The organism is Mycobacterium kyorinense (assembly GCF_002101735.1).
Taxonomy (GTDB): Bacteria; Actinomycetota; Actinomycetes; order Mycobacteriales; family Mycobacteriaceae; genus Mycobacterium; species Mycobacterium kyorinense.
Genome location: NZ_LQPE01000127.1, coordinates 62517 through 86651, shown reverse-complemented (window position 1 = coordinate 86651; position 24135 = coordinate 62517). Strand labels below are relative to the sequence as shown.

The 24135-nt window shown below is 67.7% G+C and carries 20 protein-coding genes and 1 pseudogene; 16 read left to right on the top strand and 5 right to left on the bottom strand.

The features are described 5' to 3' along the window. The 13 genes and pseudogenes from AWC14_RS15295 to AWC14_RS15235 form a co-directional block, all read left to right on the top strand. Positions 1-78: pseudogene (locus AWC14_RS15295) on the top strand (type VII secretion protein EsxI); the annotation flags it as partial. A 5-nt stretch (positions 79-83) separates the two neighbouring features. Beyond that, on the top strand, positions 84-881 hold the full coding sequence (locus AWC14_RS15290) for a glycosyltransferase family protein (RefSeq protein WP_045381525.1): 798 nt from the start codon (positions 84-86) through the stop codon (positions 879-881). Continuing rightward, the gene (locus AWC14_RS15285) at positions 878-1540 is read left to right on the top strand and encodes a PIG-L deacetylase family protein (RefSeq protein ID WP_045381528.1); all 663 of its coding nucleotides are present in this window, start codon (positions 878-880) and stop codon (positions 1538-1540) included. The genes AWC14_RS15290 and AWC14_RS15285 overlap by 4 nt, the downstream gene beginning before the upstream one ends. A 40-nt stretch (positions 1541-1580) precedes the next feature. Continuing rightward, positions 1581-2624, top strand: coding sequence for an NAD-dependent epimerase/dehydratase family protein (locus tag AWC14_RS15280; protein WP_045381531.1), 1044 nt, complete (start codon positions 1581-1583; stop codon positions 2622-2624). Next, complete coding sequence (rfbC, locus tag AWC14_RS15275) at positions 2625-3173, top strand: dTDP-4-dehydrorhamnose 3,5-epimerase (protein ID WP_045381534.1); 549 nt, start codon at positions 2625-2627, stop codon at positions 3171-3173. 19 nt (positions 3174-3192) lie between these two features. Beyond that, the gene (locus AWC14_RS15270; protein WP_235215971.1) at positions 3193-4026 is read left to right on the top strand and encodes a WecB/TagA/CpsF family glycosyltransferase; all 834 of its coding nucleotides are present in this window, start codon (positions 3193-3195) and stop codon (positions 4024-4026) included. Continuing rightward, positions 4023-5537, top strand: a complete 1515-nt coding sequence (locus AWC14_RS15265; RefSeq protein WP_081968216.1) for an exopolysaccharide biosynthesis polyprenyl glycosylphosphotransferase — start codon at positions 4023-4025, stop codon at positions 5535-5537. Before AWC14_RS15270 ends, AWC14_RS15265 begins: the two co-directional genes overlap by 4 nt. 6 nt (positions 5538-5543) lie before the next feature. Then, the gene (locus AWC14_RS15260) at positions 5544-6989 is read left to right on the top strand and encodes a flippase (RefSeq protein WP_045381535.1); all 1446 of its coding nucleotides are present in this window, start codon (positions 5544-5546) and stop codon (positions 6987-6989) included. After that, positions 6986-9016 carry a glycosyltransferase gene (locus AWC14_RS15255; RefSeq protein WP_045381538.1) on the top strand — a complete coding sequence of 677 codons (2031 nt, stop codon included), beginning with the start codon at positions 6986-6988 and terminating at the stop codon, positions 9014-9016. The genes AWC14_RS15260 and AWC14_RS15255 overlap by 4 nt, the downstream gene beginning before the upstream one ends. Then, positions 9013-10239 carry a class I SAM-dependent methyltransferase gene (locus tag AWC14_RS15250; protein WP_045381541.1) on the top strand — a complete coding sequence of 409 codons (1227 nt, stop codon included), beginning with the start codon at positions 9013-9015 and terminating at the stop codon, positions 10237-10239. The genes AWC14_RS15255 and AWC14_RS15250 overlap by 4 nt, the downstream gene beginning before the upstream one ends. A gap of 13 nt (positions 10240-10252) precedes the next feature. Next, the gene (locus tag AWC14_RS15245) at positions 10253-11179 is read left to right on the top strand and encodes a class I SAM-dependent methyltransferase (RefSeq protein WP_045381544.1); all 927 of its coding nucleotides are present in this window, start codon (positions 10253-10255) and stop codon (positions 11177-11179) included. Between the two features lie 10 nt (positions 11180-11189). Beyond that, complete coding sequence (locus AWC14_RS15240; protein ID WP_045381547.1) at positions 11190-12278, top strand: class I SAM-dependent methyltransferase; 1089 nt, start codon at positions 11190-11192, stop codon at positions 12276-12278. An 11-nt stretch (positions 12279-12289) separates the two neighbouring features. Continuing rightward, entirely contained in the window at positions 12290-13390 is a 1101-nt protein-coding gene (locus AWC14_RS15235) for a glycosyltransferase family 4 protein (RefSeq protein ID WP_193393826.1), read from the top strand. On the opposite strand, the gene AWC14_RS15230 is transcribed toward AWC14_RS15235, so the two are convergent. The 5 genes from AWC14_RS15230 to AWC14_RS15210 all read right to left on the bottom strand — a co-directional run bounded on the left by AWC14_RS15230 (position 13302) and on the right by AWC14_RS15210 (position 20901). After that, positions 13302-14408: a glycosyltransferase family 4 protein gene (locus AWC14_RS15230; RefSeq protein ID WP_045381550.1), complete on the bottom strand. Its 1107-nt coding sequence runs from the start codon at positions 14406-14408 to the stop codon at positions 13302-13304. The two genes, AWC14_RS15235 and AWC14_RS15230, sit on opposite strands and share 89 nt — an antisense overlap. Beyond that, positions 14405-15787, bottom strand: a complete 1383-nt coding sequence (locus tag AWC14_RS15225; protein ID WP_237761617.1) for an O-antigen ligase family protein — start codon at positions 15785-15787, stop codon at positions 14405-14407. Before AWC14_RS15225 ends, AWC14_RS15230 begins: the two co-directional genes overlap by 4 nt. A 32-nt stretch (positions 15788-15819) precedes the next feature. Then, on the bottom strand, positions 15820-17322 hold the full coding sequence (locus AWC14_RS15220; RefSeq protein ID WP_045381553.1) for a tyrosine-protein kinase domain-containing protein: 1503 nt from the start codon (positions 17320-17322) through the stop codon (positions 15820-15822). Between the two features lie 100 nt (positions 17323-17422). Beyond that, a complete protein-coding gene (locus tag AWC14_RS15215) occupies positions 17423-19051 on the bottom strand; it encodes a hypothetical protein (RefSeq protein ID WP_045381556.1) in 1629 nt (542 codons plus the stop codon). Between the two features lie 2 nt (positions 19052-19053). Next, complete coding sequence (locus tag AWC14_RS15210; protein WP_085241343.1) at positions 19054-20901, bottom strand: putative bifunctional diguanylate cyclase/phosphodiesterase; 1848 nt, start codon at positions 20899-20901, stop codon at positions 19054-19056. Positions 20902-21239: 338 nt separating this feature from the next. Between AWC14_RS15210 and AWC14_RS15205 the strand changes: the two genes are divergently transcribed. The 3 genes from AWC14_RS15205 to AWC14_RS15195 all read left to right on the top strand — a co-directional run bounded on the left by AWC14_RS15205 (position 21240) and on the right by AWC14_RS15195 (position 24134). Further along, the gene (locus AWC14_RS15205; RefSeq protein WP_045381562.1) at positions 21240-22016 is read left to right on the top strand and encodes an FkbM family methyltransferase; all 777 of its coding nucleotides are present in this window, start codon (positions 21240-21242) and stop codon (positions 22014-22016) included. A 73-nt stretch (positions 22017-22089) separates the two neighbouring features. After that, positions 22090-23244 (top strand): NAD(P)/FAD-dependent oxidoreductase, encoded by a 1155-nt coding sequence (locus tag AWC14_RS15200; RefSeq protein ID WP_045381565.1) that lies wholly within the window; start codon positions 22090-22092, stop codon positions 23242-23244. Beyond that, complete coding sequence (locus tag AWC14_RS15195) at positions 23241-24134, top strand: RNA polymerase sigma-70 factor (protein WP_045381568.1); 894 nt, start codon at positions 23241-23243, stop codon at positions 24132-24134. The genes AWC14_RS15200 and AWC14_RS15195 overlap by 4 nt, the downstream gene beginning before the upstream one ends. Position 24135 lies beyond the last annotated feature (1 nt).

The following is a 24135-nucleotide window of genomic DNA, read 5'->3' as shown; positions in this document are numbered from 1 at the left end:
GCCCACGGCCAAAAGGTGCAAACCGCCGGCTCCAACATGGCCAGCACCGACTCCGCCGTCGGCTCCAGCTGGGCCTAACGCAGATGAAAGTCGTATTGTTCTGCGGCGGTTACGGCATGCGGATGCGCACCGCCGAGGACGACGTCATCCCGAAGCCGTTGCAGATGGTCGGGCCGCGCCCGCTGCTGTGGCACGTGATGCGCTACTACGCACACTTCGGTCACACGGAGTTCATCCTGTGCCTCGGCTACGGTGCCGAGAAGATCAAGGACTTCTTCCTGCGCTACCGCGAGACGGAGTCCAACGACTTCATCATCCGGGCCGGCCAGGTCGAGCTGCTCGACTCCGACATCTCCGACTGGTCAATCACTTTCGTCGACACCGGCCTCGAGTCGCCGATCGGTGAAAGGCTGCGCCGCGTCCGCAAGTTCCTCGGCGACGACGAGTACTTCCTGGCCAACTACGCCGATGTGCTGACCGACGCCCCGCTCGACGACATCATCGCGCGGGTGACGGGCAGTGGTGCGATGGCCTCGATGCTGATCGTGCCGCCGCAGTCGTCGTTTCACTGCGTCGACATCGCCACCGACGGCGACATCAAAGAAATCGCCCCCGTCACAAAGTTTCCGATCTGGGTCAACGGCGGCTATTTCGTGCTGCACCAACAGGTCATCGATCTGATCCCGGAGAACGGCGACCTGGTCGGCGACGCCTGCACGGCGCTGGCCGGCACCGGCCGATTGATCGGCTACCGCCACGACGGCTTTTGGAAACCGGCCGACACGTTCAAAGAGCGCGCCGAGCTCGACGCCGACTACAACAACGGAATTCGGCCCTGGATGGTCTGGGATCCGCCCCGACGGCGGGACCGATCCGCATGATCTCACTGACCCCGTCCCGGCTGACGTCCGTTGCCGCAGTAGGGGCCCACTGCGACGACATCGTCATCGGCACGGGCGCCACTTTGATGGAAATCGCCCGGCACAACCCCGATATCGTGGTGCACGCCCTGGTGCTGACCGGTGGCGGCACCGAGCGGGAAGTCGAGGAGAAGAACGCGTTTGCGGCACTGTGCCCGTCCGCGGATGTCAGGTTGACGGTCATCGATCTGCCCGACGGCCGGCTACCGGAGCACTGGGCGACGGTGAAAGGTCACCTCGCCGACTTCGCCCGCGATTGCCAGCCCGACGTGGTGTTCGGACCGCAGCGCGCCGACTTTCACCAGGACCACCGCCTTCTCGCGGAACTGATTCCGACCGAGTTTCGCGACCATCTGTCGTTCGGCTACGAGATCCTCAAATGGGAATCGGACTTGCCGAATCCCTCACTGTACATACCGGTTTCGGCTGAAATCGCGCAGCGGAAGGCGGCTGTGCTGGCGCAGTGCTATCCGTCGCAGTCGGGCCGCGACTGGTTCGACGACGAGGCCTTCCTGGGCTTGATGCGGGTCCGCGGCGTCCAGTGCCGCGCTCGCTACGCCGAAGCTTTCACCGTGGAGAAATCGGTACTCGAGACCGGCGACGAGTATTCGCTCAACTAGCCGACCAGCCACTGCCGACACGAACAGAGAGGACCTGACAGTGCGAGTGCTGGTCACCGGCACACAGGGATACCTGGGTTGCCTTGTAGCGCCACTGCTTTTGGCCGACGGCCACGACGTCGTCGGACTGGATACGGGCTACTACCGAAACGGGTGGCTGTGCCCGGCCCGGCTCGCCGGAAGCCCCGATCAGACTGAGCCGCTGACTCTCATCCGCGATATTCGCGACGTGACGGTCGAAGACCTGCGGGGGTTCGACGCCGTCGTGCACATGGCCGAGCTCAGCAACGATCCGATCGGGGATCTCATCGGCGACGTGACGTTCGAGGTAAACCATCGCGGCAGCGTGCAATTGGCCGCTTTAGCCAAACGCGCGGGCGTCACCCGGTTCGTCTACATGTCGTCGTGCAGTGTCTACGGGATCGCCGACGGCACCGTCGACGAGACCAGCCCCATCAACCCGATGACCCCGTATGCCACATGCAAGGCACTGGTGGAGCGAGACCTTGCGGCAATGGCAGACGACGACTTCTCACCGACCTTTCTGCGCAACGCCACCGCGTTCGGCGCCTCGCCGCGGATGCGCTTCGACATCGTGCTGAACAATCTCGCCGGCCTGGCCTGGACCGACCACCGCATCGCGATGACCAGCGACGGCACCCCCTGGCGGCCGCTGGTGCATGCCCTGGACATCTCCCAGGCGATCCGATGCGCACTGCATGCCGACCGGCAGACCATCCATGCGCTGGTCATCAACGTCGGGACCGACGAGAACAACCTGACAGTCCGCCAGATCGCCGAGTCGGTCAGTGCCGAATTCCCTGGCTGTGAGCTGACTTTCGGCCCATCCGATCCCGACAACCGGAGCTACCGCGTGGCGTTCGGCAAGATCCGCGAGGTATTCGGTGACTTCCGCGCGAACTGGTCCGTGGCCGCGGGCGCCGCGCAGCTGCACCGGCTGTTCGACGCCATCGAGATGGACCCGGAAACGTTCCACGGCCGGGGACACACCCGGCTCAAACAAATCCAATACCTGCTCAAGACCGGGCAGGTTGACAACAAGCTGTTCTGGACGGAGGTCTGAGTGAAGTACACACCCACTGATGTCGCAGGGGTGACAATCATCGACATCGAACCGCATCGCGACCATCGTGGGTTTTTCTCGCGGGCGTTCTGTGTCGAGGAGTTCGCCAAGTACGGACTGGATGTGGCTGTCGCACAGACCAATATCTCCTATAACTATGCCCGCGGCACGCTGCGGGGACTGCATCGGCAGGCGCCGCCGTTCGCCGAGGCCAAACTGGTGCGCTGCACCCGCGGCGCGATCGTCGACGTCGCGGTCGACCTTCGGCCGCAGTCACCCACCTACGGCAAGCACGTGATGGTCCATCTGACCGCCGACAACCACCGGGCATTGTTCCTGCCGCCGTACGTCGCACACGGGTTGCAAACCCTCGCGGACGACACCGAAGTTCTCTACCAGGTCAGCGGGTCCTATTCGCCGGCAGCCGAGCAGGGATTCCGCTGGGACGACCCGGAATTCAGCATCTCCTGGCCGCTGCCGGTCACCGTCATCTCCGAAAAGGACGCCAGCTGGCCGTTTGTCTCGCTGGCGAGCAGCCCGGCATTGTGAACGCCAGCGTGGTCCCGCGATGACATCCGACACGTTGCCGGCACAGGCCGTGCGAATGGTGGTCAGCGGCAGCATCGTCGAGCGCCGCAAGGCCGACGAGGTGCTGTCGATCATCGGCTCCCGCCTGCAGTCCGGGTCGGCGGTCGGGCTGGCGGTCGGCTCGGTGAACCTGGACCACCTGCACCACTTCCGAAAGCTCGGCGCGCCGCCCGACGGCCGGCTGGAGTGGCTGCTGCTGGCCGACGGGATGCCGATCGCCTGGCGGGGACAACTGCTCACCGCCGGCCCGTGGCCCAGGATCGCCGGCGCCGACCTGCTACCGGCGGTGCTGGCGCTGGCCGAAGCGGCATCTGCGCGGGTCGGTTTCTTCGGCGGCAGCGCCGCAACCCATCAGCGCCTGGCCGAGCACCTGGCCAAGCAGTATCCGGCGCTGAGTATTTCGGGAATGTGGGCGCCGGATGCGACGGCGGTCGAGTCGCGTTCGGACAGCCTGGCCGCGGCCATCCGTGGTGCGCGCACCGACATCCTGGTCGTCAGCCTCGGCAAGCCGCGACAGGAACAGTGGGTGGACAAGTACGGGTTCGCCACGGGCGCAAGGATATTCCTGGCCTGCGGCGGTGCCATCGACTTCCTGGCCGGCCGAACCCGCCGCGCGCCCGACTGGATGCAGCGAGCCGGCCTGGAGTGGCTGCACCGGCTGTCCCACGAGCCGCGCAGGCTGGCCCGTCGCTATCTTCTGCACGGCCCGATCGCGTTGTTGCGGGCCAGTCGCGCACAGCTCATCTGCTATCCGGGCGTGCATTACCGCGGCGTGCCGGAGACGCTGCCGGACAAGCGAATCGGGTCGGGATGACAGCGTCGCTTCCCAATGCAGCGTCGAAGCCGGTGCGACGTCCGACGGTGGCGCCGCATCCGGTCGCGTCACCGGCCAACCCGGCCCGGCACTGGCAGCAGCGGTATTCGGCCCGGCTGCGTGTCACCGATTCCGCGATCGTCGTCGGATCGGTGATGCTCGCCCAATACATCAGGTTCGGCGAATCACCGCACACGTCGGGTTATCCCGGCCAGGTGATGACGCTGTTCTCGCTCATGTTCGCCGCGTTGTGGCTGTCGTCGATCGCCGTGTTCAACACCAGATCGCCGCGGATCGTCGGCGCGGGCATCGACGAGTACCGGCGCATCGCCAGCGCGTCATTCTGGACGTTCGGCATCATCGCGATGGTGACGCTGCTCGCCAAAATCGACTTGGCGCGTGGGTATTTGGCGGTCGCTTTGCCCGTGGGAACTGTCGGGCTGTTGGTGAGTCGCAACCTGTGGCGCCGCTACATCGCGGCCAAACGAGCGGGCGGCAAGTACCAGACGCTGGTGGTGGCCATCGGCGATCGCCCCGGGGTTTCGCACCTGGCCCATGAACTCATGCGCAATCCCCGCGACGGCTACGTCGTGGTGGGCGTCGGCATTCCGGGATATGGCTCGTCGCGCGGCAAGAAGCTGAAGGTCCACGCGCGCGAGGTTCCGATTCTCGGCGACGAAACACACGCCTTGGCCGCGATCGCCCGGTGCGGCGCAGACACCGTGGCGGTGACCGGAACTGAGCGGTTCGGGGTGCGCGGCATCAGGCAACTGATGTGGCGGCTGGAGACCATGGATGTCGATCTCGTGGTGTCGCCCGGGGTGATGGACGTCGCGGAATCGCGGTTGGCGCTGCGGCCCGTCGCGGGCTTCCCCCTCCTGCACGTCGAGAAGCCGCAATACCAGGGCGCGAAGTCTTTTCTCAAGCGCGCGTTCGACTTCTGCTTCTCGCTGGCTGCCCTGATCGCCACCTCTCCCCTTCTGCTGATCGCCGCGATCGCCATCAAACTGACCAGCAAGGGACCGGTGTTCTATCCGTCCGAGCGCATCGGCCTGGACGGTAAGCCCTTCACGATGCTTAAGTTTCGCACGATGATCCAGGATGCCGACAAGCAAATCGAGCGGCTGCTCCCGCTGAACGAAAGCGCGGGCAACATGCTGTTCAAGATCCGCCACGACCCCCGGGTGACGCCGGTCGGCAGGATACTGCGGCGGTTCAGCATCGACGAATTGCCGCAATTCATCAACGTGCTGAAGCGAGACATGAGCGTCGTCGGGCCCAGACCGCCACTGCGACGCGAAGTGGAGAACTACGACGGCGACGTCAAGCGCCGACTGCTGGTGAAGCCAGGCGTCACCGGCCTGTGGCAGGTGAGCGGGCGATCGGATCTGAGCTGGGAAGAATCGGTTCGGCTGGACCTGTCCTACGTCGACAACTGGTCGATGGCCGCAGATCTGCTGATCATCGCCCGGACGCTGAAAGCCGTCCTCACCCGCGACGGAGCGTACTGAGCGACCATGACCAAGCTCGAACCATCGGTGCCGCCAACGCGAATCGCGCACGCCTTCTCCGTCCAGCTGCTGTGCCGGGCACTGGGCATGCTGGCCTCGGTGATCTCCGTGGCGATGACCGCGCGCTACCTGGGCCCCGGACGCTACGGGCAGCTCACGATTGCGGTCGCGTTCATCGGAATGTGGGCCAGCCTGGCCGATCTGGGCATCGGCACGGTGATCGTGCGGCGCGTCACCTCGGGGCGCGGCGAGCTCGAGCGGCTGGTCCGGGTCAACAGCGGCCTGTCGCTGGTGTACTGCCTTCCGCTGGCGGCCGTGGCGGTGGGCTCGGGCTTGATCGTCTATCACGACACCGACGTGAAAGTGATGCTGGCGGTGCTGTCGGCGCAGCTGCTGATGCTGACGATGACCACCCGTTTCGAACCGGTTTTCCTTGCCACTGTGCGGTTTTCGGCTGTGGCGTTGTCAGACGTCGCCGGCCGGCTGAGCACGCTGGCGATGGTCGGCTGGCTGGTGGCGACGCAGGCCGACGTCATCTGGTTCGCCGTCGCGCAGCTCATCCCGCCGACGCTGCAGCTGCTGATCCAGGGCACCGCCGCAGCCCGCCACATTTCTCTGCGACCGATCTTCTCGGCGCGCGAGACCGCGGATCTGCTGCGAGAAAGCTTGGCGCCGATCGGGATAGCGGTGGTCGCGATCCTGTACTGGCGCGCCGACGGCGTGATCCTGTCGTTGTCGAGCACTCATGCCGAGGTCGGTGTCTACGGTCTGGGCTACACCATCGCGGGCAACACCGCGATCGTGTCGACGTTCTTCCTCAAGTCGACACTGTCGACGGCCACCGAGTTGTTCACCCGTGACGTCGCCGCATTCGCCGGCTTTATCCGGCGCAGTGTCGAGCTGATGAGCTTTGTGGCGGTACCCATCGCCGTGGTCGGCGCGTTACTGGCCAGACCGCTGATCGCGCTGTTCGGCGATCAGGCGTTCGTCGACCGCGGGACGCCGACGCTGGCGCTGCTGTTCGTCGCCGTGGCGCTGCGATTCGTGGCCAGCACCCTGAGCCAGGGTTTGTTCGCCTGCCACCACCAACGGTTTCTGCTGCGGCTGTCGATCGGCGCGCTGGCGGTCAACCTCGCGCTGAACATGGCCCTGGACGGGCGATTCGGCGCGGTCGGGGCAGGTATCGCGCTGGTGTGCACGGAATTGTTCGGCGTCGCGATCGCCGGCTGGTGGCTGCATCGCCAGTGCGGCTACCGCACGCCGGTGCCGTTCCTGCTGAGGATGCTGGCGCCTGTGGGCGCCAGCATCGGCGTGGTGCTGCTGCTGTCCGGCCGCCATGTCGTCCTGGTGGTGGCCGCGACCGCTGCCGCCTACCTGGCGGTCAGCTTGGCGATCGGACCGCTGCGCTGGTCGACCGTGACCGCGATGCGCGACAGGCAGGCGGTGCCATGACCGACCGGGCGTATCTCAAACCACCACGCGTTGCGGCACTTTCGACGCCGCCGTCGCTACGCACGCTAGCGGTCCTGATCGTGACCTACAAAAGCCACGACCTGCTGCGCCAGTGCCTCGACCGCGTCGCCGAACACCTGCCCGAGCTGCCGGTCTATGTTTACGAGAACAGCGGCGACGGCTATCCCGGACGCGAGCAACTCACCACCGAATACCCGACGGTGCATTGGGTTTTGGGACAAGTCAATCTGGGTTTCACCGCCGCCTTCAACGCCCTGGTCGAGCACACGCCACCCGACGCCGATCTGCTGGTGCTCAACCCCGACGCCAGGCTGCGCGGGCCGCTGACCCGCACCCGGCAGCTGCTGCGCGAGCCGAATGTCGCAGCGGTGTCGCCGATGATTCACGACGACGGCGCACCCGGACCCAAGCCGTGGGACATCGCGACGCGCCGCACCACGCTGCTACGCGCACTGGTCGCCGTCGCGGGGTATTCCGATTCGCTACGCGGAACGCCGTTTTCACACCTGTACACCCGCCAGCCCACCGAGTCGCAGTGCATCGACGGCTACATCGGCGGCGCCTGCCTGGCGATCAGCCGTACGGCGTGGAACGCCATCGGCGGGTTCGACGAGGAGTTCTTCCTCTACGGTGACGAGGCCGACTGGCAGGCCCGGGCCCGCACCGCGGGCTGGCGCATTCTGCTGGCCGACGAACTCGGCGTCGATCACGGCCGGCCCGTCACCGGCCAGGATGCGCCCGGCCCGTGCACGACCCATGGCGCGGCCGTCGCCTCCCCCGAGCGCCGCCGCAATCGCGACTTGTGGCGCGCCAACACGGCCCTGGCGCTCGAGCACCAAAGCAGCGTCCACCACGCCGACGCGTATTTGGCCGCGACGACGCTGCTGGACCGGCTCCAGCGCTCCAAGCGTCACCTGCGCCGCGGCACTCGGCGCCGCACGGACCTGCCCGCGATTGTGATCACCACCAACCGGCTGGTCTACGGCGGCGCCGAGCGGCAAAAAGCGCTGCTGGCAACGGAATTGGACCGCCGCGGCTATCCGGTCACCATCGTGTGTGTGCAGCGGTTCGGCCCACTGATCAGGGAGATCCCGCACACCGTGCGGGTGGTGCGCCAACCGTGGTGGGCACCGGTCGTCGACATTCCCGCCGGGCCGGCGGTCCTGATCAGCGGGGACACCAACACCGAAACCGGGTTCGCCACGCTGTGGCGGGCAGCCGGGCGCGAGCGGCGCTGGCTGGTGGCTCCACACATTCCGCCGGAGCCGGACCGGCCCATCTATTCGCGGCCGCTCACCGCCGCGATGCGCCGAGCCGACGGCTTGGTCGTGCTGGCTCAACGGCATTGGGACATGCTGGCCGCCCATCATCGGCTGTGCCGGTCCCGATTCGTCGCGCCCAACGGCGTCGCCGTCACGGATGAGCCGACGCCGCGGGCAAGGCCTGCCGGTGCGCCGCTGCGACTGGTCATGCTGTCGCGCATCGTCGAGCACAAGAACCCGCATCTGTTGATCGAGGCGCTGGCCGGACTGGCGGAGATGCCGTGGACGCTGTCGATATTCGGCGACGGCCCCGACCGGGACAGGCTGCAGGCCGCCACTCCACCGACGTTGCGCGACCGGGTGCGCTGGCACGGCTGGTCGGCTGGGCCCGGGCCCGCGCTGGCCGACGCGGATCTGCTGTGCGTTCCCAGTCGCTCCGAGGCGTTCCCGCTGGTCATCCTCGAAGCGATGGCCAGGGCGATTCCCGTTGCGGCGTCGGCGGTGTGCGCGGTTCCGGAGATGCTGGATTTCGGCAAGGCCGGGGTTGTCGTGGAGCCGGTCTCGGTGTCGGGATGGCGGAATGCGCTGGGCGACATCCTGTCCCAACCGGGTGAGCTGGCCGCGCTGGGCCAGCGCGGCTTCGACCGTCTGCGCACGCGCTACACCGTGGAGGTGATGACCGACGCCTACCTCGACGCGATCGAGACCGTGCTCGGCACGCACAACGAATCGGGGGTCAGATGAATTGCCGCTTATGTGAGTCGAACCGGATGCTTTCCGTGCTGGACCTCGGCGCCACTCCGCCGTGCGAAAAGTTCCTCACCGCCGACGAGCTCGACCTGCCCGAGCCGACCTTCCCGCTGCACCTGCGGCTCTGCGAGGATTGCCTGCTGTTGCAGATACCGGCTCTCATCACGCCCGAGGACACGTTCACCGAATACGCCTACTACTCTTCGTTTTCCGACAGCTGGGTGCAGCACGCCAAGACGTTCGTCGACAGCACCGTCGAACGGCTCGCGCTGTGCGCCGGATCCTTCGTGGTCGAGGTCGCCAGCAACGACGGGTATCTGCTGCAGCACGTCGTCGCCGCGGGCGTGCCGTGCCTGGGAATCGAGCCGTCGGTCAACGTCGGCGCCGCCGCATCGCAACGCGGAGTGCCGACACTGTGCGCGTTTTTGGACGAGCAATTGGCGCACCGTGTCCGCGACGAGCACGGTCCGGCCGACCTGGTCGTCGCGAACAACGTGTACGCGCACATCCCCGACCTGCTGGGCTTCACCCGATCTCTGCGCGGGCTGCTCGCCGACGACGGATGGCTGAGCATCGAGGTGCACCATGCGCTGAACCTGGTGAGCCTCGGGCAATTCGACACGATCTATCACGAGCACTTCCAGTACTACACACTGCTTTCGGCGACGCGGGCGCTCGCCACCGCAGGCCTGGCCGTGGTCGACGTCGAACTCCTTGCGACGCATGGCGGGTCGATGCGCATCTGGGCGCGTCCCGATGAGGCGGCAGGACCTCCGTCGCAGCGGGTATTGGAGGTGCTGAGCGTCGAGGAAGCCGCGGGCCTGCACGGCATCGACGGATATCGGTACCTGGGTCCACGCGCAGAGGCGGTGCGCCAGGATCTGTTGCGGTTTCTGTTGCAGTGCCGCGCCGACGGCAAGCGTGTCGTCGGCTACGGCGCGCCGGGCAAGGGCAATACCCTGCTCAACTACTGCGGAATCCGCAGCGACCTGCTCGAGTACACCGTCGACCGCAACCCCTACAAACACGGGCGGTTCACGCCGGGAACGCGGATCCCGATCTACGAGCCCGAGCTGATCGACAAGGACCGTCCCGACGTGGTGGTGGCGCTGCCGTGGAATCTGGAGACCGAGCTGAGTACGCAACTCGCCCATATCGCCGACTGGGGCGCTCAGCTTGTCTTTCCGCTGCCGACGCTGCACTTCGCCGACATCTGAGAGGAATTTCGCGATGGAACCCAGAGGACAGGCGCTGATAGCCCGCTACAAAGCGGTGTATTCCATTCCCGACGAGGCGGCGATCACCGAGCAGATGATCCTGGCGCACTGGGATTTGGAACGCCAACTCACCCAGGACCTGCTCTCGTCCACGGCCCAGGACCGCTGGGAGACGTTCGACCGAAGCTACACGCGGCTCTACAGCGAGTTGGAGTGGCTCAACCGCTTTGCCGGCGAATCGGCCACCTCTGCCGCGTCGAATCATGCCCAGCACAGGAAGTGGCATGCGGCAATCGGCGCGCCGCCGCTGGCCGTTTACGAAATCGGTTCCGGCAAAGGCGAATTGGTCACCTATCTGGCGCGGCACGGCTTTTCCTGCAGGGCCACCGAGATCACCCGGGAACGCGGCGAAAAACACTCGGACGCCGACACCCCCAACCTTTCCTGGGGCGTGTCGGACGGCGTGCACATCGACGACTTCGAAGCCGCAGCGGGCTATGACGTCGCCATCTCGGATCAAGTGCTCGAGCATCTGCACCCCGAGGACCTGGAGGCGCACTTGCGCGGCGCGCTTCGGATCCTCAAGCCGGGCGGACGCTACATCTTCCGCACCCCGCATCGGTTCAGCGGACCACACGATGTGTCGCAAGTGTTCAACTGCGACAAGCCGCTGGGCATGCACCTCAAGGAGTACACACACCGCGAGATCCTGACCGCGTTGCGGAGCGCGGGTTTCACGCGCGCATATTACCCATTCATCCCGACCCGCCATACCCGGGTCAACAAGCGTGTGGGACAAGCGTATCTGCAGATATTGCTGGTTGTAGAGCACGTATTGTCGTGGATTCCCGATCACCGGATTCGCCGCGTCGGCGCACGACTGCTGGGAAAGCTTCGCCTGTTTGGTCACAACGTCTCCCTGACCGCGGAGAAGCCGTGATGGAGAGGCCATGACCGCCTGCCGGGGTTGTGGAAGTACCGACCTGAGCCGGGTTCTCGATTTGGGCAACGTGCCGGCGGCGGACAACTTTCCGTTGATCACCGAGCCTGTCAGCGCCGAAGAATCGGCGCATCGGCTGGCGATGGACTTGTGCACCCGCTGCGGCCTCGCCCAGCTCGCCCACGACGACACCGTGACGTCCGAGCCACGGGGCGTCGAGCCGCGGGCCCTGCGCGACCAGGCCGCCGAAGCCGTTCAGCGCGTCGCGGACGCCGGCTGGCTGCGCGGCACAACCGTGCGCGAGTTCGGCAGCCCCCACGGCGGAACGTGGTTGCGGCTGTTGACCAAACGCGGCTTCGCCAAGTCGGGAGTCGCGGACGTGGTGCTCGACACCTTCGGGGTCATGCACGAACGCGACCAGCGCGCCGCCTTCGAGGTCCGCGCCGAAACCACAGCACCCGACGGCGTGCTACTGCTGCAATACCACTCGCTGTTGACGATCGTCGGCCAGGGCCAATGGAATGCCGTGCGCCACAGCCACTTTGCCTACTATTCGCTGACCGCGTTGACCGGCCTGCTGGGCGCGGTCGGGATGAGCGTGGCGAGTGCCTGGGAATTCGACCTGTACGGCGGGACCGTGCTGATTGCCGCCGTGCACGGCCGAGCCGAGCCCGACGAGCACGTTCGTGACATCTTGGGCCGCGAGCAGGACTTCGGCATCACCGAGCCATCGCAGGTCGGGCGCCTGCAGCGGGCCGCCGAAGTGCACGCCCAGCGGCTGCGCGGCTGGCTCGAGACGCAGCGGCGCAACCGGCGCCCGGTCTACGCCTACGGCGCCGCGTCGCGTGTCCCGGCGTTGTTCAGCATCGCGGGGGTCGATCGGCAACTGCTGCCCGCGGTGGCCGACGCGTCCCCGGCGAAGCAGGGCCGCCGGATCCCAGGGACCGATGTTCCGATCATCTCGCCCGAACAACTCATCGCCGCCAACCCCGATCGGGTCTTTTTGACCGTTCCCGACCTGTACCAGGAAGTCCGCCGCAAGTATCCCGAACTCAGCGGACGGTGGCTGATCGACCCCGGCCCCGGTTCAGCGCTGTGAATTCGCCTCGGGTGCTGTGGCTTTCACCGTGGATGCGGCCGCTGGCGCGGGTGCAGGCCGAAGCGCTGCAGCGCCGCGGAGCCGAGGTGCTGCTGGTCACATCGGATCAGCATCCCGAGTCGGCAGCGGCGCGAGACTACGAACTGGTCCTGGACCCGCGGTTTCGCACCGCGTCGACTTGGCCTGTCACGCTCGCGGCGTCGCGTCGCATTCGTGAGTATCGCGCTGACGTCGTCGTCACCGAGCTGGTTCGCGATCCACGCTGGATCGCGTTGGCCGGGCGCACGCCCCGCATTCAGCTGGTCCACGACCACCGCCCCCACGACGCCGCCGAGCAGCGGCCGGCACGTGAGCGCTTCGTGTTCGACCGCTGGGGCGCCCGCTCGGCCGCCACCGTCACCTTCAGCGACCATGTCGCCGCCGCCGTCGCGACCCGCCGCGATGTGGCCGGTACGCGTGTGCGCGTCGTTCCGCTGACCAGCGACCTCGACCCGGCTCGGGTTCCGCCGCCGGTCGGACCGCAAGTCCGCCGCGACTTCGTGCTGATCGGCCGACTCAACCCGTACAAGAACCTCGACGTGGTGTTCGAGGCGTGGCAGCGGCATGTCAGCGGAAGTGGTTGGTGTGGCGACGATTTGGTCCTCATCGGCGACGGGCTCAGTATCGACCGCACGCTGCCTGCGCACGTTAGGTGGCGCGCCGGCCGCTACCGCTACGCCGACGTGCTGCCGACGCTGGCCGCGGCCAAGGGCTCGGTCGCTCACTACCGGCGGGCTTCGCAAAGCGGTGTGCAGGTGTTGTCGATGCAGCTGGGAGTCATGCCGATCGTTTCCACCGACGGCGGCCTGCCCGAATACCAGCCGCCGGGATGCCCGCCGGTCGGCGTGGACGACGTCGCCGGGCTGGCGGCCGCGTTCGACGAGCTGGCCGACCCCGTCACGGCTGCCGCCCGGGGCGCCGCGGCGGCGCTGCATTACCGGCAACACTTCAGTGTCGACCGTGTCGCAGACCGACTGCTCGACGTCATCGCCGAAGTGCGGGCCGCTCGATCGCCAGATCGAGCCACAGCTCCGTCAGCCGCGCATACCAGCGGTCGAGTGCAAAGTCGCTAGCGCGGTCGCGGGCGGCGGCCGCCAAGCAGACACGCTGACTTTCAGCGTTCACTAAAACTGTTAACGCAGAGGCAATTTCGTGCGGGCTCGCCGGCCGCACCAGCAGGCCGTTGACCCGGTCGATGACCACCTCGCCGATGCTGCCCACGGCCGTGGTCACCGGGACCAGGCCGGACGCCATCGCTTCCAGCAGGGCCATCGGCAGGCCTTCGTCACGGCTGGGCAGGACGAAAACGTGTGCCGTGCAAAGCAGTTCGTCGCGGGCCGCGCTGTCCAGCCACCCGGCCACCCGGATGGTGTCGGCGAGTCCCGCCGCGGCCACCGCCGCACGAACCGCGTCGACCTCTCCGTCGCCGGCGAGTGTGACGCGCAGCCGGCGCCGCACGGTCGGACTCAGCCCGCCGACGGCAGCGATCAGGTCATAGCTTCCCTTGCGCTCTCCCAGCCGGCCCAGCGCGACGGCGTGCACCCGCTCGATACCCGACTGCGCCACCGCGCCAGGGGGAATTCGGACGGCGTTGTGCAGCACACTGACCCGGCTGTCCGGCAACCCCAACCGGCGGGTGTACTCCTCGACATGACGTTCGCCGAGCACTACCCAGTGGTCGGCAACCAGCATCCGCCGGACCGCGCGCTGAGCCGTAGCCGGCAGCCGGTCGAACCAGCCGCCGAAGTCATAGCTGTGGCCATGCACCACCGCCGGCACGCACACCCGCCGCGCCGCGGCCAGGGGCAGCGCCTTGCGGATCACGCTGCCGCCGTGGGCGAGATGGACATGCAGGACGTCGGCCCGGCGCCGCAGCACCAACCATGTCGCGCGCAGCATCCCGCAGACGCCGACCGCAAGTCGCTGCCATGCCGGGCCGTCCAGGAACGTCGGCACCACGGTGATCTCGACTCGCGTGTCGGGGTGCGCCGCCATCAGTGCGGCGACCGTGGCCATGCCGCCGCGGCTGCGTGCGCCGGCCGGCGCCGGCCCCGCCACGAGCACTCGCAACCGGCGCTGCTCAGACCTCACCGTCGCATCCCGAACGCCATCGCCGAGCCCAGCGTCAGGCCCAGCGCCAGTGCGCCGCCGGGCTCCTCGGGCAGCGGATCGATCACGGACATCACCAGCAGGCCGACGCTGACGGCGGCGCTGACCTTCGCCGCCGCGGACCCGTTGCGTAACGCCCGGGCCACGGGGATGAGCGCAAACAGCGCAAACGCCGCCATTCCGACGGCGCCGGCTTTGCACAGCCACCACAGATAAAAGTTGTGCGAGTACGTGGTTCCCAGGGTCGAGGCGAAGGTGTCGAAAGCGTCGGAGCCATCCCCGTACGGCAGCTGATACGCAAAGCCCAGCCCATGACCGAACACCGGCGCCCTGGCGATTGCTCGGTTGAGGTTGGCATCTTCGGCCAACCTGGCCAGCGTCGAGGAGTCGGCGGCGAGCGCGCTGCTCGAAACCCCGCCCAGCACACGCTGATTGAACCCGGTGACCTGGTCGCCGAGCCACGCGCCGGCCGTCGAGCGTTGTAGGAGGAACAGCGCCCCGGACACCGTCGCCGCCAACAGCGCCACCCCAGAGACGGCCAGTACGGCCGTCCGGCGCAGCGCCGGCCAGCCCACGCTGGCGGCAAACGCGACGACCGCGGCCACGGACACACAGATGAGCGTGTTGCGGGAGAACGCCAGCATCGACACGATCAAGGCTGGCGGGCCGAGCGCGAAAAACGTTGCGAGCCTGACCCGCCCGACGATTTGGGCGACCACGAGCGTGGTCAGCACGGCGATCGCCGGCGTCAGGGTGTTGGTGATGACGCGGATGGCGTCGGCGGCGCCGGTCGTGCCCTCCAGGCTTTCCGCGCGGCCGGCCAGCCGGATCACGTGCAACGAGCTGAGCACTGCCAGGCCCGCCGACAACCACAGGGTCACGGCGATCGCGTGGATCGCCTCCTTGAGGTAGTCGCCCTGCACGATCAGCATTGCCAGCATGAACCCGGCCACCATCTCGAGCAGAAACATCGCTTCCTTCAGCACCACGGCGGTGTCGTGTCCGGTAGCGATCCCTACGACAGCGAAAAACACTACGGTCAGCGCGAATGCGGCAGGCAACAGGCAGGCGGAGAACCGTGGCCGCACGATCGGCAGCAGGTAGCAGAGTGCGAGCACCAGCGGCACATGGTGGCCGTAGATGGTCAGCGGGCCGATGACCTTGCCGGGCGGCAATCCCTGCGGCAGCGAGGCGAACGCCAAAAACATTGCCACCCAAGCCATTACTTGGGGCCTGGTCCAGTACACCACCACGCAGAACATGAATCCGATCAGCAGCACGCCCTGCGTGGTGTTGCGTACTGAGAACACCCCGAACACAAAGCAGCAGAACAGAAATACCGCCAAGGCGGCCGCGTTCAAAAGGAGACGCTGCCGGTCCCGGACGTAGACGATCACGCCGCGCCGCGCAGCCTCGCCCGATAGGGCCGTCGCCAATAGGCCTGGACGGCCGCCCTGGTATGCCGCGACACCCGGGCGTCGGTCAGCACGGTGCCCACGACGGCGGTGCCGGTGTTGCGCAGCGCATGCAGGGCATCCTTGACCTCGTCGACGGTGGTCCGGCCGGCACGGACCACCAGGACGGTGGCTTCCACCGCGTCGGCCAGCAGCCCGGTGTCGGCGGTCGCCAGCACGGGCGGTCCGTCGACCACGATCCGGTCGAAGCGAGCCGACAAGTCTGCCAACACATCTGGAAGAATCGCGCTGCGCGGCAGGGTCTCGTCGCCGCGCGCGGTGCGCGACGCGAGCACGAACAGGTCCTCGACCGGTGTGGCGCGCACCGCTTCTGCGGCGACGTCCCGGTCCACCAGCACATTGGCCAGGCTCAATCCCGACTTGACGCCGAGCAAACCCGCGATGACCGGTCGGCGCACGTCGCCCTCGACGACCAGCACCGTCTCGCCGAGCTCGGTGATAGCCATCGCCAGGTTCAGCGCAGTCGTGGTGGTCCCCTCACCGCCGAACGGCGCCGCCACCAGCACCCGGCGTGCGTCGGGCCCCATCGCCCTGAGCAGCCGGGTGCGCAAACCGCGGATCGCGTCGTCGAACGAGCCCTCGGCACCGAACCGCGGGGTGCCGTCGCGGCGCCCGGGCAGCTCCGCCAAAGTCGGTGCGCCCGAAAGCTGTTCGAGCTGTTCACGGTCGCGCACCGTGCGGTCGGCGGCCTGACGGGTGAGCGCCACCGCGATTCCGAGCAGTACACCGGCGAGCAGCCCCATGGCCATGTTGCGCATCGGCACCGGCTTGATCGGAGCGGCGGGTACGCCGGGCCGCTCGATCACCGTGGCCCTGGCGACCGGCACGGGTGGCTGCAGCGGCGCCGGCGGCAACGGACTCGGCTGCGACGTTCCGGTGTCGCCGGCCGCTGCCAAACCCGTTGACTCCGAGGCACCGTCGCCGTCTAAATGGGACGGCAGCGCAACGGGTTTCGGTGGCCCAGGCGGTGGTGGCGGGAGGGGGGCCGCACCGAGCGTGGGCACCATTGCGGCGAACGCATCGGCCATCGCAGCGGCCAGCGCGGCCACCCGCACCGGGTCGGTGTCTTCGACGGTGACGGTGAACAGGGTTGTCTTCGGCGTGTAGGAGACGTGGGTCTGGCTCACCAGAGCGTCGGCGTTGGCCGGAGCGTGAAAGTCGTTGACCGCCCGCTGGGCGACGGCGTGCCCGCCGGCGATCTGCGCGTACGACGACAGCCGTTCCTGGGCGGCCTGCGTCGCCTGGTACACGTCGGCGAGATTCGTTTCGCCGGAGAACGAGATCAAGATCGTCGCCGACGATTGATAGCTCTTGGTCTGGAAGGCCGTGACGGCCGCCGCGCCGACCAAACACGCCAGTACCGCACCCACGACAAGCTGCCAATGCCGGGCAATTGTCCGAGCAAAGGTACGGAAATCCACCAGTAACCCCTCTTGCGGTTCGCTGACGAGCGAATCTCATCGATTCTGTCTGACATTGAGGCGAATGGCAAACCTCACGACCAAAGTGACCGCGACGAGGTCAGGAGCTCACCGGGACGTCGAGCGTCGCCACCGGATACCACCCGGCGGGGTCGCGCCCGTCGCGCGCCAGCTGCATGGGCGGGTAGTCGACCACGTGGGTGGCCCCCGGTTTGTGCTGCTGCCAGGCGACCGAGGCAGCCAGCGTGTAGTGCCCGGGCGCCAACCCGGCCAAGTCCACGTGCACGGACTCCGTCGTCGAGGCGGCGACGGGTTGGTCGCCCGATCCGTCGTGCGCCAGCGTCTTCAACGCAACGCTCGACGGCATCGTCCGGATCACCGCTCCGGTGAAATCCACCAGCCGGTAGCCGGGCACCCACTTCTCGGTCGCGGCGGCCGAGCCGTGGTTGCTCCAGGTAACCGCTATGGAGGCGACGCCGTCGCGCGTCGACTGCGACCCCGGCCGGGACTCCACCGAGTAGCGGTATCCGGCGAAGGCGTTGGCTCGCCACCACAGCGCATACACACCGGGGTCCATGGGCACGGTGGCGTCGGCGCCGGGGAAGTTCACGCTGGAGGTCATCGACACGTGGTATTTGACGACGTCGCGCAGGCCCTTGGTGAAGTAGCTCCGCGGGTCGGGCCCGTTCGGCAGCTGACACCATTCGGTGATCACCAGCGCCGACCCGAGCCGCTCACGCAGCCGGTCAACCAGCGGATCCTTCACCTGCACGTAGTGCGAGCCGTCGGACTCGGCCCAGGCCGGCAGCGGCGCGTAGATCCCGAGGCAGTCGGAGCGGACACCCACGGGCGCGGCCAGCTTCCTGGTGACCTCGTCGGCGAGTAGTTCGCGCACGATCTGCGGGTTCTGCGGGGTGACGACCAGCTGGGTGTGCGGGAACGCGTCGACGTTGGCGGCCACCAGCCGGTGAACGGACGCCGCTGTGATGTTCTGGTCGCGGAACTGGCTGAAATAGCCCAGCGCAGCGACGCTGTCCTCCGGGGCCGGGCCGGGCACGCCCAGCACGTCGCGCAGATATGCGTTGTGGTTTTCGCTGAAGTCGCCGTACCCGGAGAACTCGAACACGCTGAGCCGTTCGTCGCGGTCGTAGCGGCGACCGAGCGCGGCGAGCAGCTGCTCGAAACCGCCGAGATAGCCCGGATCGTTCCAATTCGGGACCACCTGGGTCACCCCGTTGGCCGGCGCGGGATAAGTGGTGGCCGCGCCGGGCAGCGCCCGCACCCAGTCGGGGATCGCGATGTTGGTCTGGTCGGCGTAGGAGGCGTCGCAGCAGGAGTTGTAGGCGTACACCCGAAGTGTCAGCCGCATGCCGCGACCGGCCAGCCGCGCCAGCGCGTCATCGATTGCGCTGAAGTCGAATTTGCGGTCGTCGGGCGCGTCGGGTTCGAGGGTGCGCGGATCGGTCGGCTGCAGTTGGCGCCACGTCACCCGCAAGCTGGCGTCGTACGACTTGGGCCAGGCGCCGTAGCGCTTCTGCGCCGGATTGCTTTGCGGGAAAAGCGGTTTCAGCAGATCCTCGTACTGGCCGCGTAGCGGGTTGGAGATCTCCTGCACGGTCGGCGGGATGGCCTGGCTGACGACGGCGCGGAGCGGCCCGTCCTGGGGGGCCGCGCCGCATCCGGCCAGCGCGGCCACCACACAGGCGATGACCCGGGCCCGTCGCAGCATTGCTAGATGACGCCGAGCGTCAGGGCCTCGCGATCGGCGAGGAAGGGCATCCGCATCCAGCCCGTCGACAGCAGCGCTTCCATGGCATCGGCGGGCAGCGGACGCGACAGCAGGAATCCCTGGGCGCGGTGGCAACCGTGGCGCATCAGCGTCAGTGCGGCGGCCGGAGTCTCGACGCCCTCGGCCACCAACTGCAGGTCGAAAGCCTCCGCGAGCCCGATGATCGCGCGCACGATGGCCAAATCGGTGGGGCTGGCACCCAGGTCACGCACGAACGTCGTGTCGATCTTGAGCATGTCGACCGGAAGCGACTTCAGGTAGGACAGCACGGCATAGCCCGTGCCGAAGTCGTCGATCGCGATTTGCACGCCGACGTCTTTGAGTTCCTGAAGCGTCCTGCGGGTGGTTTCGATGTCGCGCAACATCACGCGCTCGGTGATTTCCAGGCACACCGAACCGCTGTCGATGCCGAATTCTTCGATGACGTCCGCGACGCTGCGGACGAATCCGCGCGCCACCAACTGCGCAGGCGACACGTTGATCCGCAGCACCGCGCCCAGGCCCACCCCGTGGGAGCGCCACCGGCTGAATTCCGCGCAGGCCCTTCGCAGCACCCACCGGCCGAGCTCTCCGGCAAGGTTCATCGACTCCACGAGACCGATGAACGAATCCGGCAGCAGCAGCCCGCGCGTGGGGTGTTGCCAGCGGACCAGCGCCTCGGCCGCCACGATCGCGCCGCTCCACAGGTCGACCTCCGGCAGGTAGTGCAGCACCAGCGCTTTGTTGTCGATATCGCCCTGCAGGTGCAGTTCGATGTCGCTGCGCAGCGCGTTTTCCAGCGACATGTAGCCGCTGGACACGCAGATTTGGTTGCCGCCGGCGCGCTTGGCGGTCAGCACGGCTTCGTCGGCGCGGGCGAGCAGGTCGGTGCTGTCGTCGCGGCCGGGCAAACCGACCGCGACCCCGATGCTGACCGTGGAAGTGACCGTGTCGCCGCCGATGGCCAACCGCTCGCAGAGCATCGTCCGGAGCCGCTGTGCGAGTGCTTCGGCGGTGTCGCTGGCCATTGCCCGCTCCGGCACGATGACGAACTCGTCGCCGCCGATCCGCGCGATCATGTTGCGGTTTCCCACGCACGCGCGAAGCCGCTCGGCGAACACCTGGATGCACCAGTCGCCGGCGCTGTGGCCGAAACGGTCGTTGATCGACTTCAGCCGGTCGAGGTCGAGATACAGGACGGCGACGGGCCCCTGCCCTGCGGTTGCGAGCCGCTTGGACAGGTGCGCCACCAGCGCGCGACGGTTGTGCAGGCCGGTCAAGTCGTCGTGCTCGGCCAGGTAGTGCAGCCGTTCCTCGGCGGTGACGCGGGCTTGCAGGTGCGCGAAAAGTGAGGCGACCGCCTGCAGGGTGTCGATCTCGTCGGGCTTCCAGTTGTTGCGGCCGAACTTGACGAAGGCGAGCATGCCGGTGGTCACTTGTCCGGAAATCAGCGGTGCGCGCGCCACCGTCGGCGGCGCGACGTGGCGACTCCCCGCCAACCGGAAGGCCCGCGCATTGCGGCCGGCCTCCACGACCACCGGCTTTTTGGCGTCGGCACCGTGCGCGAAGACAGGGTCGGTGCTCTCGAACGGAACCACGGCAAGGGGATCGTGTTCGGACACCGGCCGGGGCGGCCACTCGGCGACCAGGGTGGAAACCTGCAGTTCGTGGTCGTTGTGCCGCAGAAAGCTGGCGTCGACGTCCAGCTGGCGGACGAGGTAAGCGAGCACCTGCGCGCTGACCTCGCGAGCGTTTGTCGCGGTGGCCATCATCAGCTTGGCGGCGACGGAGTTGACCAGGCTGCGCGCCACGGTGACCTCCTGGCCGTTGATGCACCCCTGGGCGCTGTCGAACGGGCAGCGGCCCGGAATTGAATAGCTTATATATACCGGACGTTGTGGTGGGCTCACATCTTTTCGCTGGCTACGCGCCGCCGGCACGCATGCTGATGCACTTTATTGTTCGCGTGTTAACTACAGCCGGTCGTTGGCAAAACAATTCCCGCACAAGGCTTTTGCTTCCGGCCGCGGCGGATGTCGCCGATCGAGCGTGGTAGCCGTTCTGGCGCTGGATATTTCATGTCCTTCACGCGGCAATCTGCCGTCGGTTAGGGTTGTCCTCCCGCAAACCGCAAGGAGGGCCGTCGCAGATGCCCGTCGTCATCTCGGCCAAACGTCGGCTCGCGCCGCTGGCAAAAACCATCGCGCCAGGCTGGTTTTGGCGACGCAAACACCGCATCCTGCGGCGGCTCGGCGAATCCGACCCGGAGATTCAGCTGGTTCGGTCGCTGTGCGACCCCAACCGGGTATCGCTGGACATCGGTGCCGACGTCGGTGGGTTCACGATCGCCATGCTGGCGTCGTCGCGGTCGGTGATCGCATTCGAGCCGCGGCCCGCCCAGGCGCGCGCACTGGCAGCCATGTTCGACGCGGTCGGCGCAGCGGTGCGAATCGAGGCGGTGGCATTGTCCGACCGCGCGGGTGTGACGGCGATGCGCGTGCTGGAGTCCGCCCCGGGCCGCAGCACGATCGACGGGGCCAACGCCTTGAGCGACGTGGACGGCGACGCAGTGCGCACCGTCGAGGTAGCAGTGAAGCGGCTCGACGATTTCGGTCTCGACGACGTCGGCTTCATCAAGATCGACGTCGAGGGCCACGAACTGGCCGTCCTGCGCGGCGCCGTCGACACCCTCGAGCGCAACCGGCCGGCGCTTCTGGTGGAAGCCGAGGAACGCCATCATCCCGGCGCGGTGGCCGGGGTCGCCGAATTGCTGAGCGGGCTGGGCTACCGGGGCTATTTCGACACCGGCGGCGTTCGCCGGCCGATCGACGAGTTCGACCCCGCCCGGCATCAGAGCCCGGCGAACATCGACGGCTGGACTACCCGCGGCGTCTACGTCAACAACTTCATCTTTCTCGCGGAGTGATCTGGGTCACGTCCTGTCACACCCGGGGACTCGGCGGTGTCTTGAGGGCACACCCCGAGAAGAGGAGACAGCAATGACCAACCCGCGCACTCACGTCGTCGTCCTCGGTGGCGGATACGCCGGAACAATGGCCGCCAACCACCTGCGGCTGCGCGCCGACGTGGATATCACGCTGGTGAACCCGCGCCCGATGTTCGTCGAGCGAATCCGGCTGCACCAGCTCGCGGCCCGCACTCACACCGCGACGGTCGACTACGGCACCCTGCTCGGTGAGGGCATCCAGCTTGTCGTCGGCGCGGCCGAACGCATCGACCCCGCCGACCGCACGGTCGTGCTGAATTCCGGTGTGGTGCTGGACTACGACTACCTGATCTACGCCGTCGGCAGCAACACCTCGGCCCCCGAATTCGCTTACCCCGTAGGCGAATTCGAGTATGCCCAACGGTTGCGCGATGCGCTCGACGAGCTGCATCCGGACGCCCCGGTCGTCGTGGTGGGCGCCGGGTTGACCGGCATCGAAACCGCCTCCGAGCTCGCCGGGCAGGGCCGCCGCGTGACGCTGGTCTGCGGTGGGGTGCTGGGACCGTCGCTGAGCCGGGCCGGCCGGCGTTCGGTGGCCAAGTGGCTATCGCGGCTCGGCGTCCACGTGCTCGAAACCGCCACCGTGGCCGAGGTTCGTCCCGACGCCGTGGTCCTCGGTGACGGTTCGCTGTTGCCCAGCGCGCTGACGGTGTGGACGGCGGGCTTCGGTGCGCCGGATCTGGCCGCCCGCAGCGGTTTACGCACCGACGAGCTGGGCCGCCTGCTCACCGACCAAACGCTCACCAGTGTCGACGACGCCCGCATCGTGGCGGCCGGCGACGCCGCCGCCCCGTCGGGCGAGCCGCTGCGGATGAGCTGCCAGGCCGCGATCCCGCTCGGCGCCCAGGCCGCCAACACGGTACTGAGCCGCATCTCCGGCACCGCCCCGGCGGTCGTCGACCAGGCGTTCGTCGGCCAGTGCATCAGCCTGGGCCGCTCGTATGCCACCGTGCAGCTGTCCCGTCTCGACGACACCCCGATCAACGCCGCCATCGGCGGCCGGGTGGCCGCCTCGATCAAGGAAGCGATCTGCAAGGGCACGGTGTGGGGTATCCGTCGCGAGGCCGCCAAGCCCGGCTGGTACCGCTGGCTCAAGGGCGGCAAGCGGCCGTCGCAGCCGGTGCACGAGGCGGTCACGGTGCCGTGACCGAACATGCCGAGCGGTTCACCCTCCTGCGGCCGCTGCTGTTCACGATCGCCTACGAAATCCTCGGCAGCGCAACAGAAGCCGACGATGTGCTGCAGGACAGCTATCTGCGGTGGGCCGAGGTCGACCTGTCGAGTGTGAACGACACCAAGTCCTATCTGGCCCGGCTGGTCACCCGCCAGGCGCTCAACGCGCTGCGGGCGGGTGCCCGCCGGCGCGAGGACTACGTGGGCCCGTGGCTGCCCGAGCCGTTGCTGCTCGACGACACCGACCCGTCGGCCGATGTGGTGCTGGCCGAATCGGTGTCGATGGCGATGCTGGTGCTGCTGGAGACCTTGGGTCCCGACGAACGCGCGGTGTTCGTGCTGCGCGAGGTGTTCGGCTTCGACTACGGCGAAATCGCCGACGCTGTCGGCAAACCCGCGCCGACCGTCCGACAGATCGCGCACCGGGCGCGTGAACACGTGCAGGCCCGGCGCCGCCGCTTCGCCCCTGCCGACCCGGAGCAGACGGCGCGGATCACGGCCGAATTCATGGCCGCCGCGTCATCTGGCGACGTGCAGACGGTGATGTCGATGCTGGCCCCCGACGTGGCGTGGACGGCGGACAGCGGCGGCAAGGCCAGCGCGGCGAGAAGACCGGTGGTCGGCGCCGACAAGGTGGCCCGGGCCGTGGTCGGGCTGGTGAGCAGGGGCATGCAGATACCCGACGTCCGGGTGGAAATGGTGGTCTGCAACGCCGCGCCGGCGGTGCTGCTCTACCGCGCCGACCACCTCGAAGGCGTGTTCACCATCGAGATCGTCGACGGCAAGATCACCAACTTCTACGCGATGCGCAACCCCGACAAGCTGGCGGCGCTGGCGACCGCACGCGAGATCCGCCGCGCGTGAC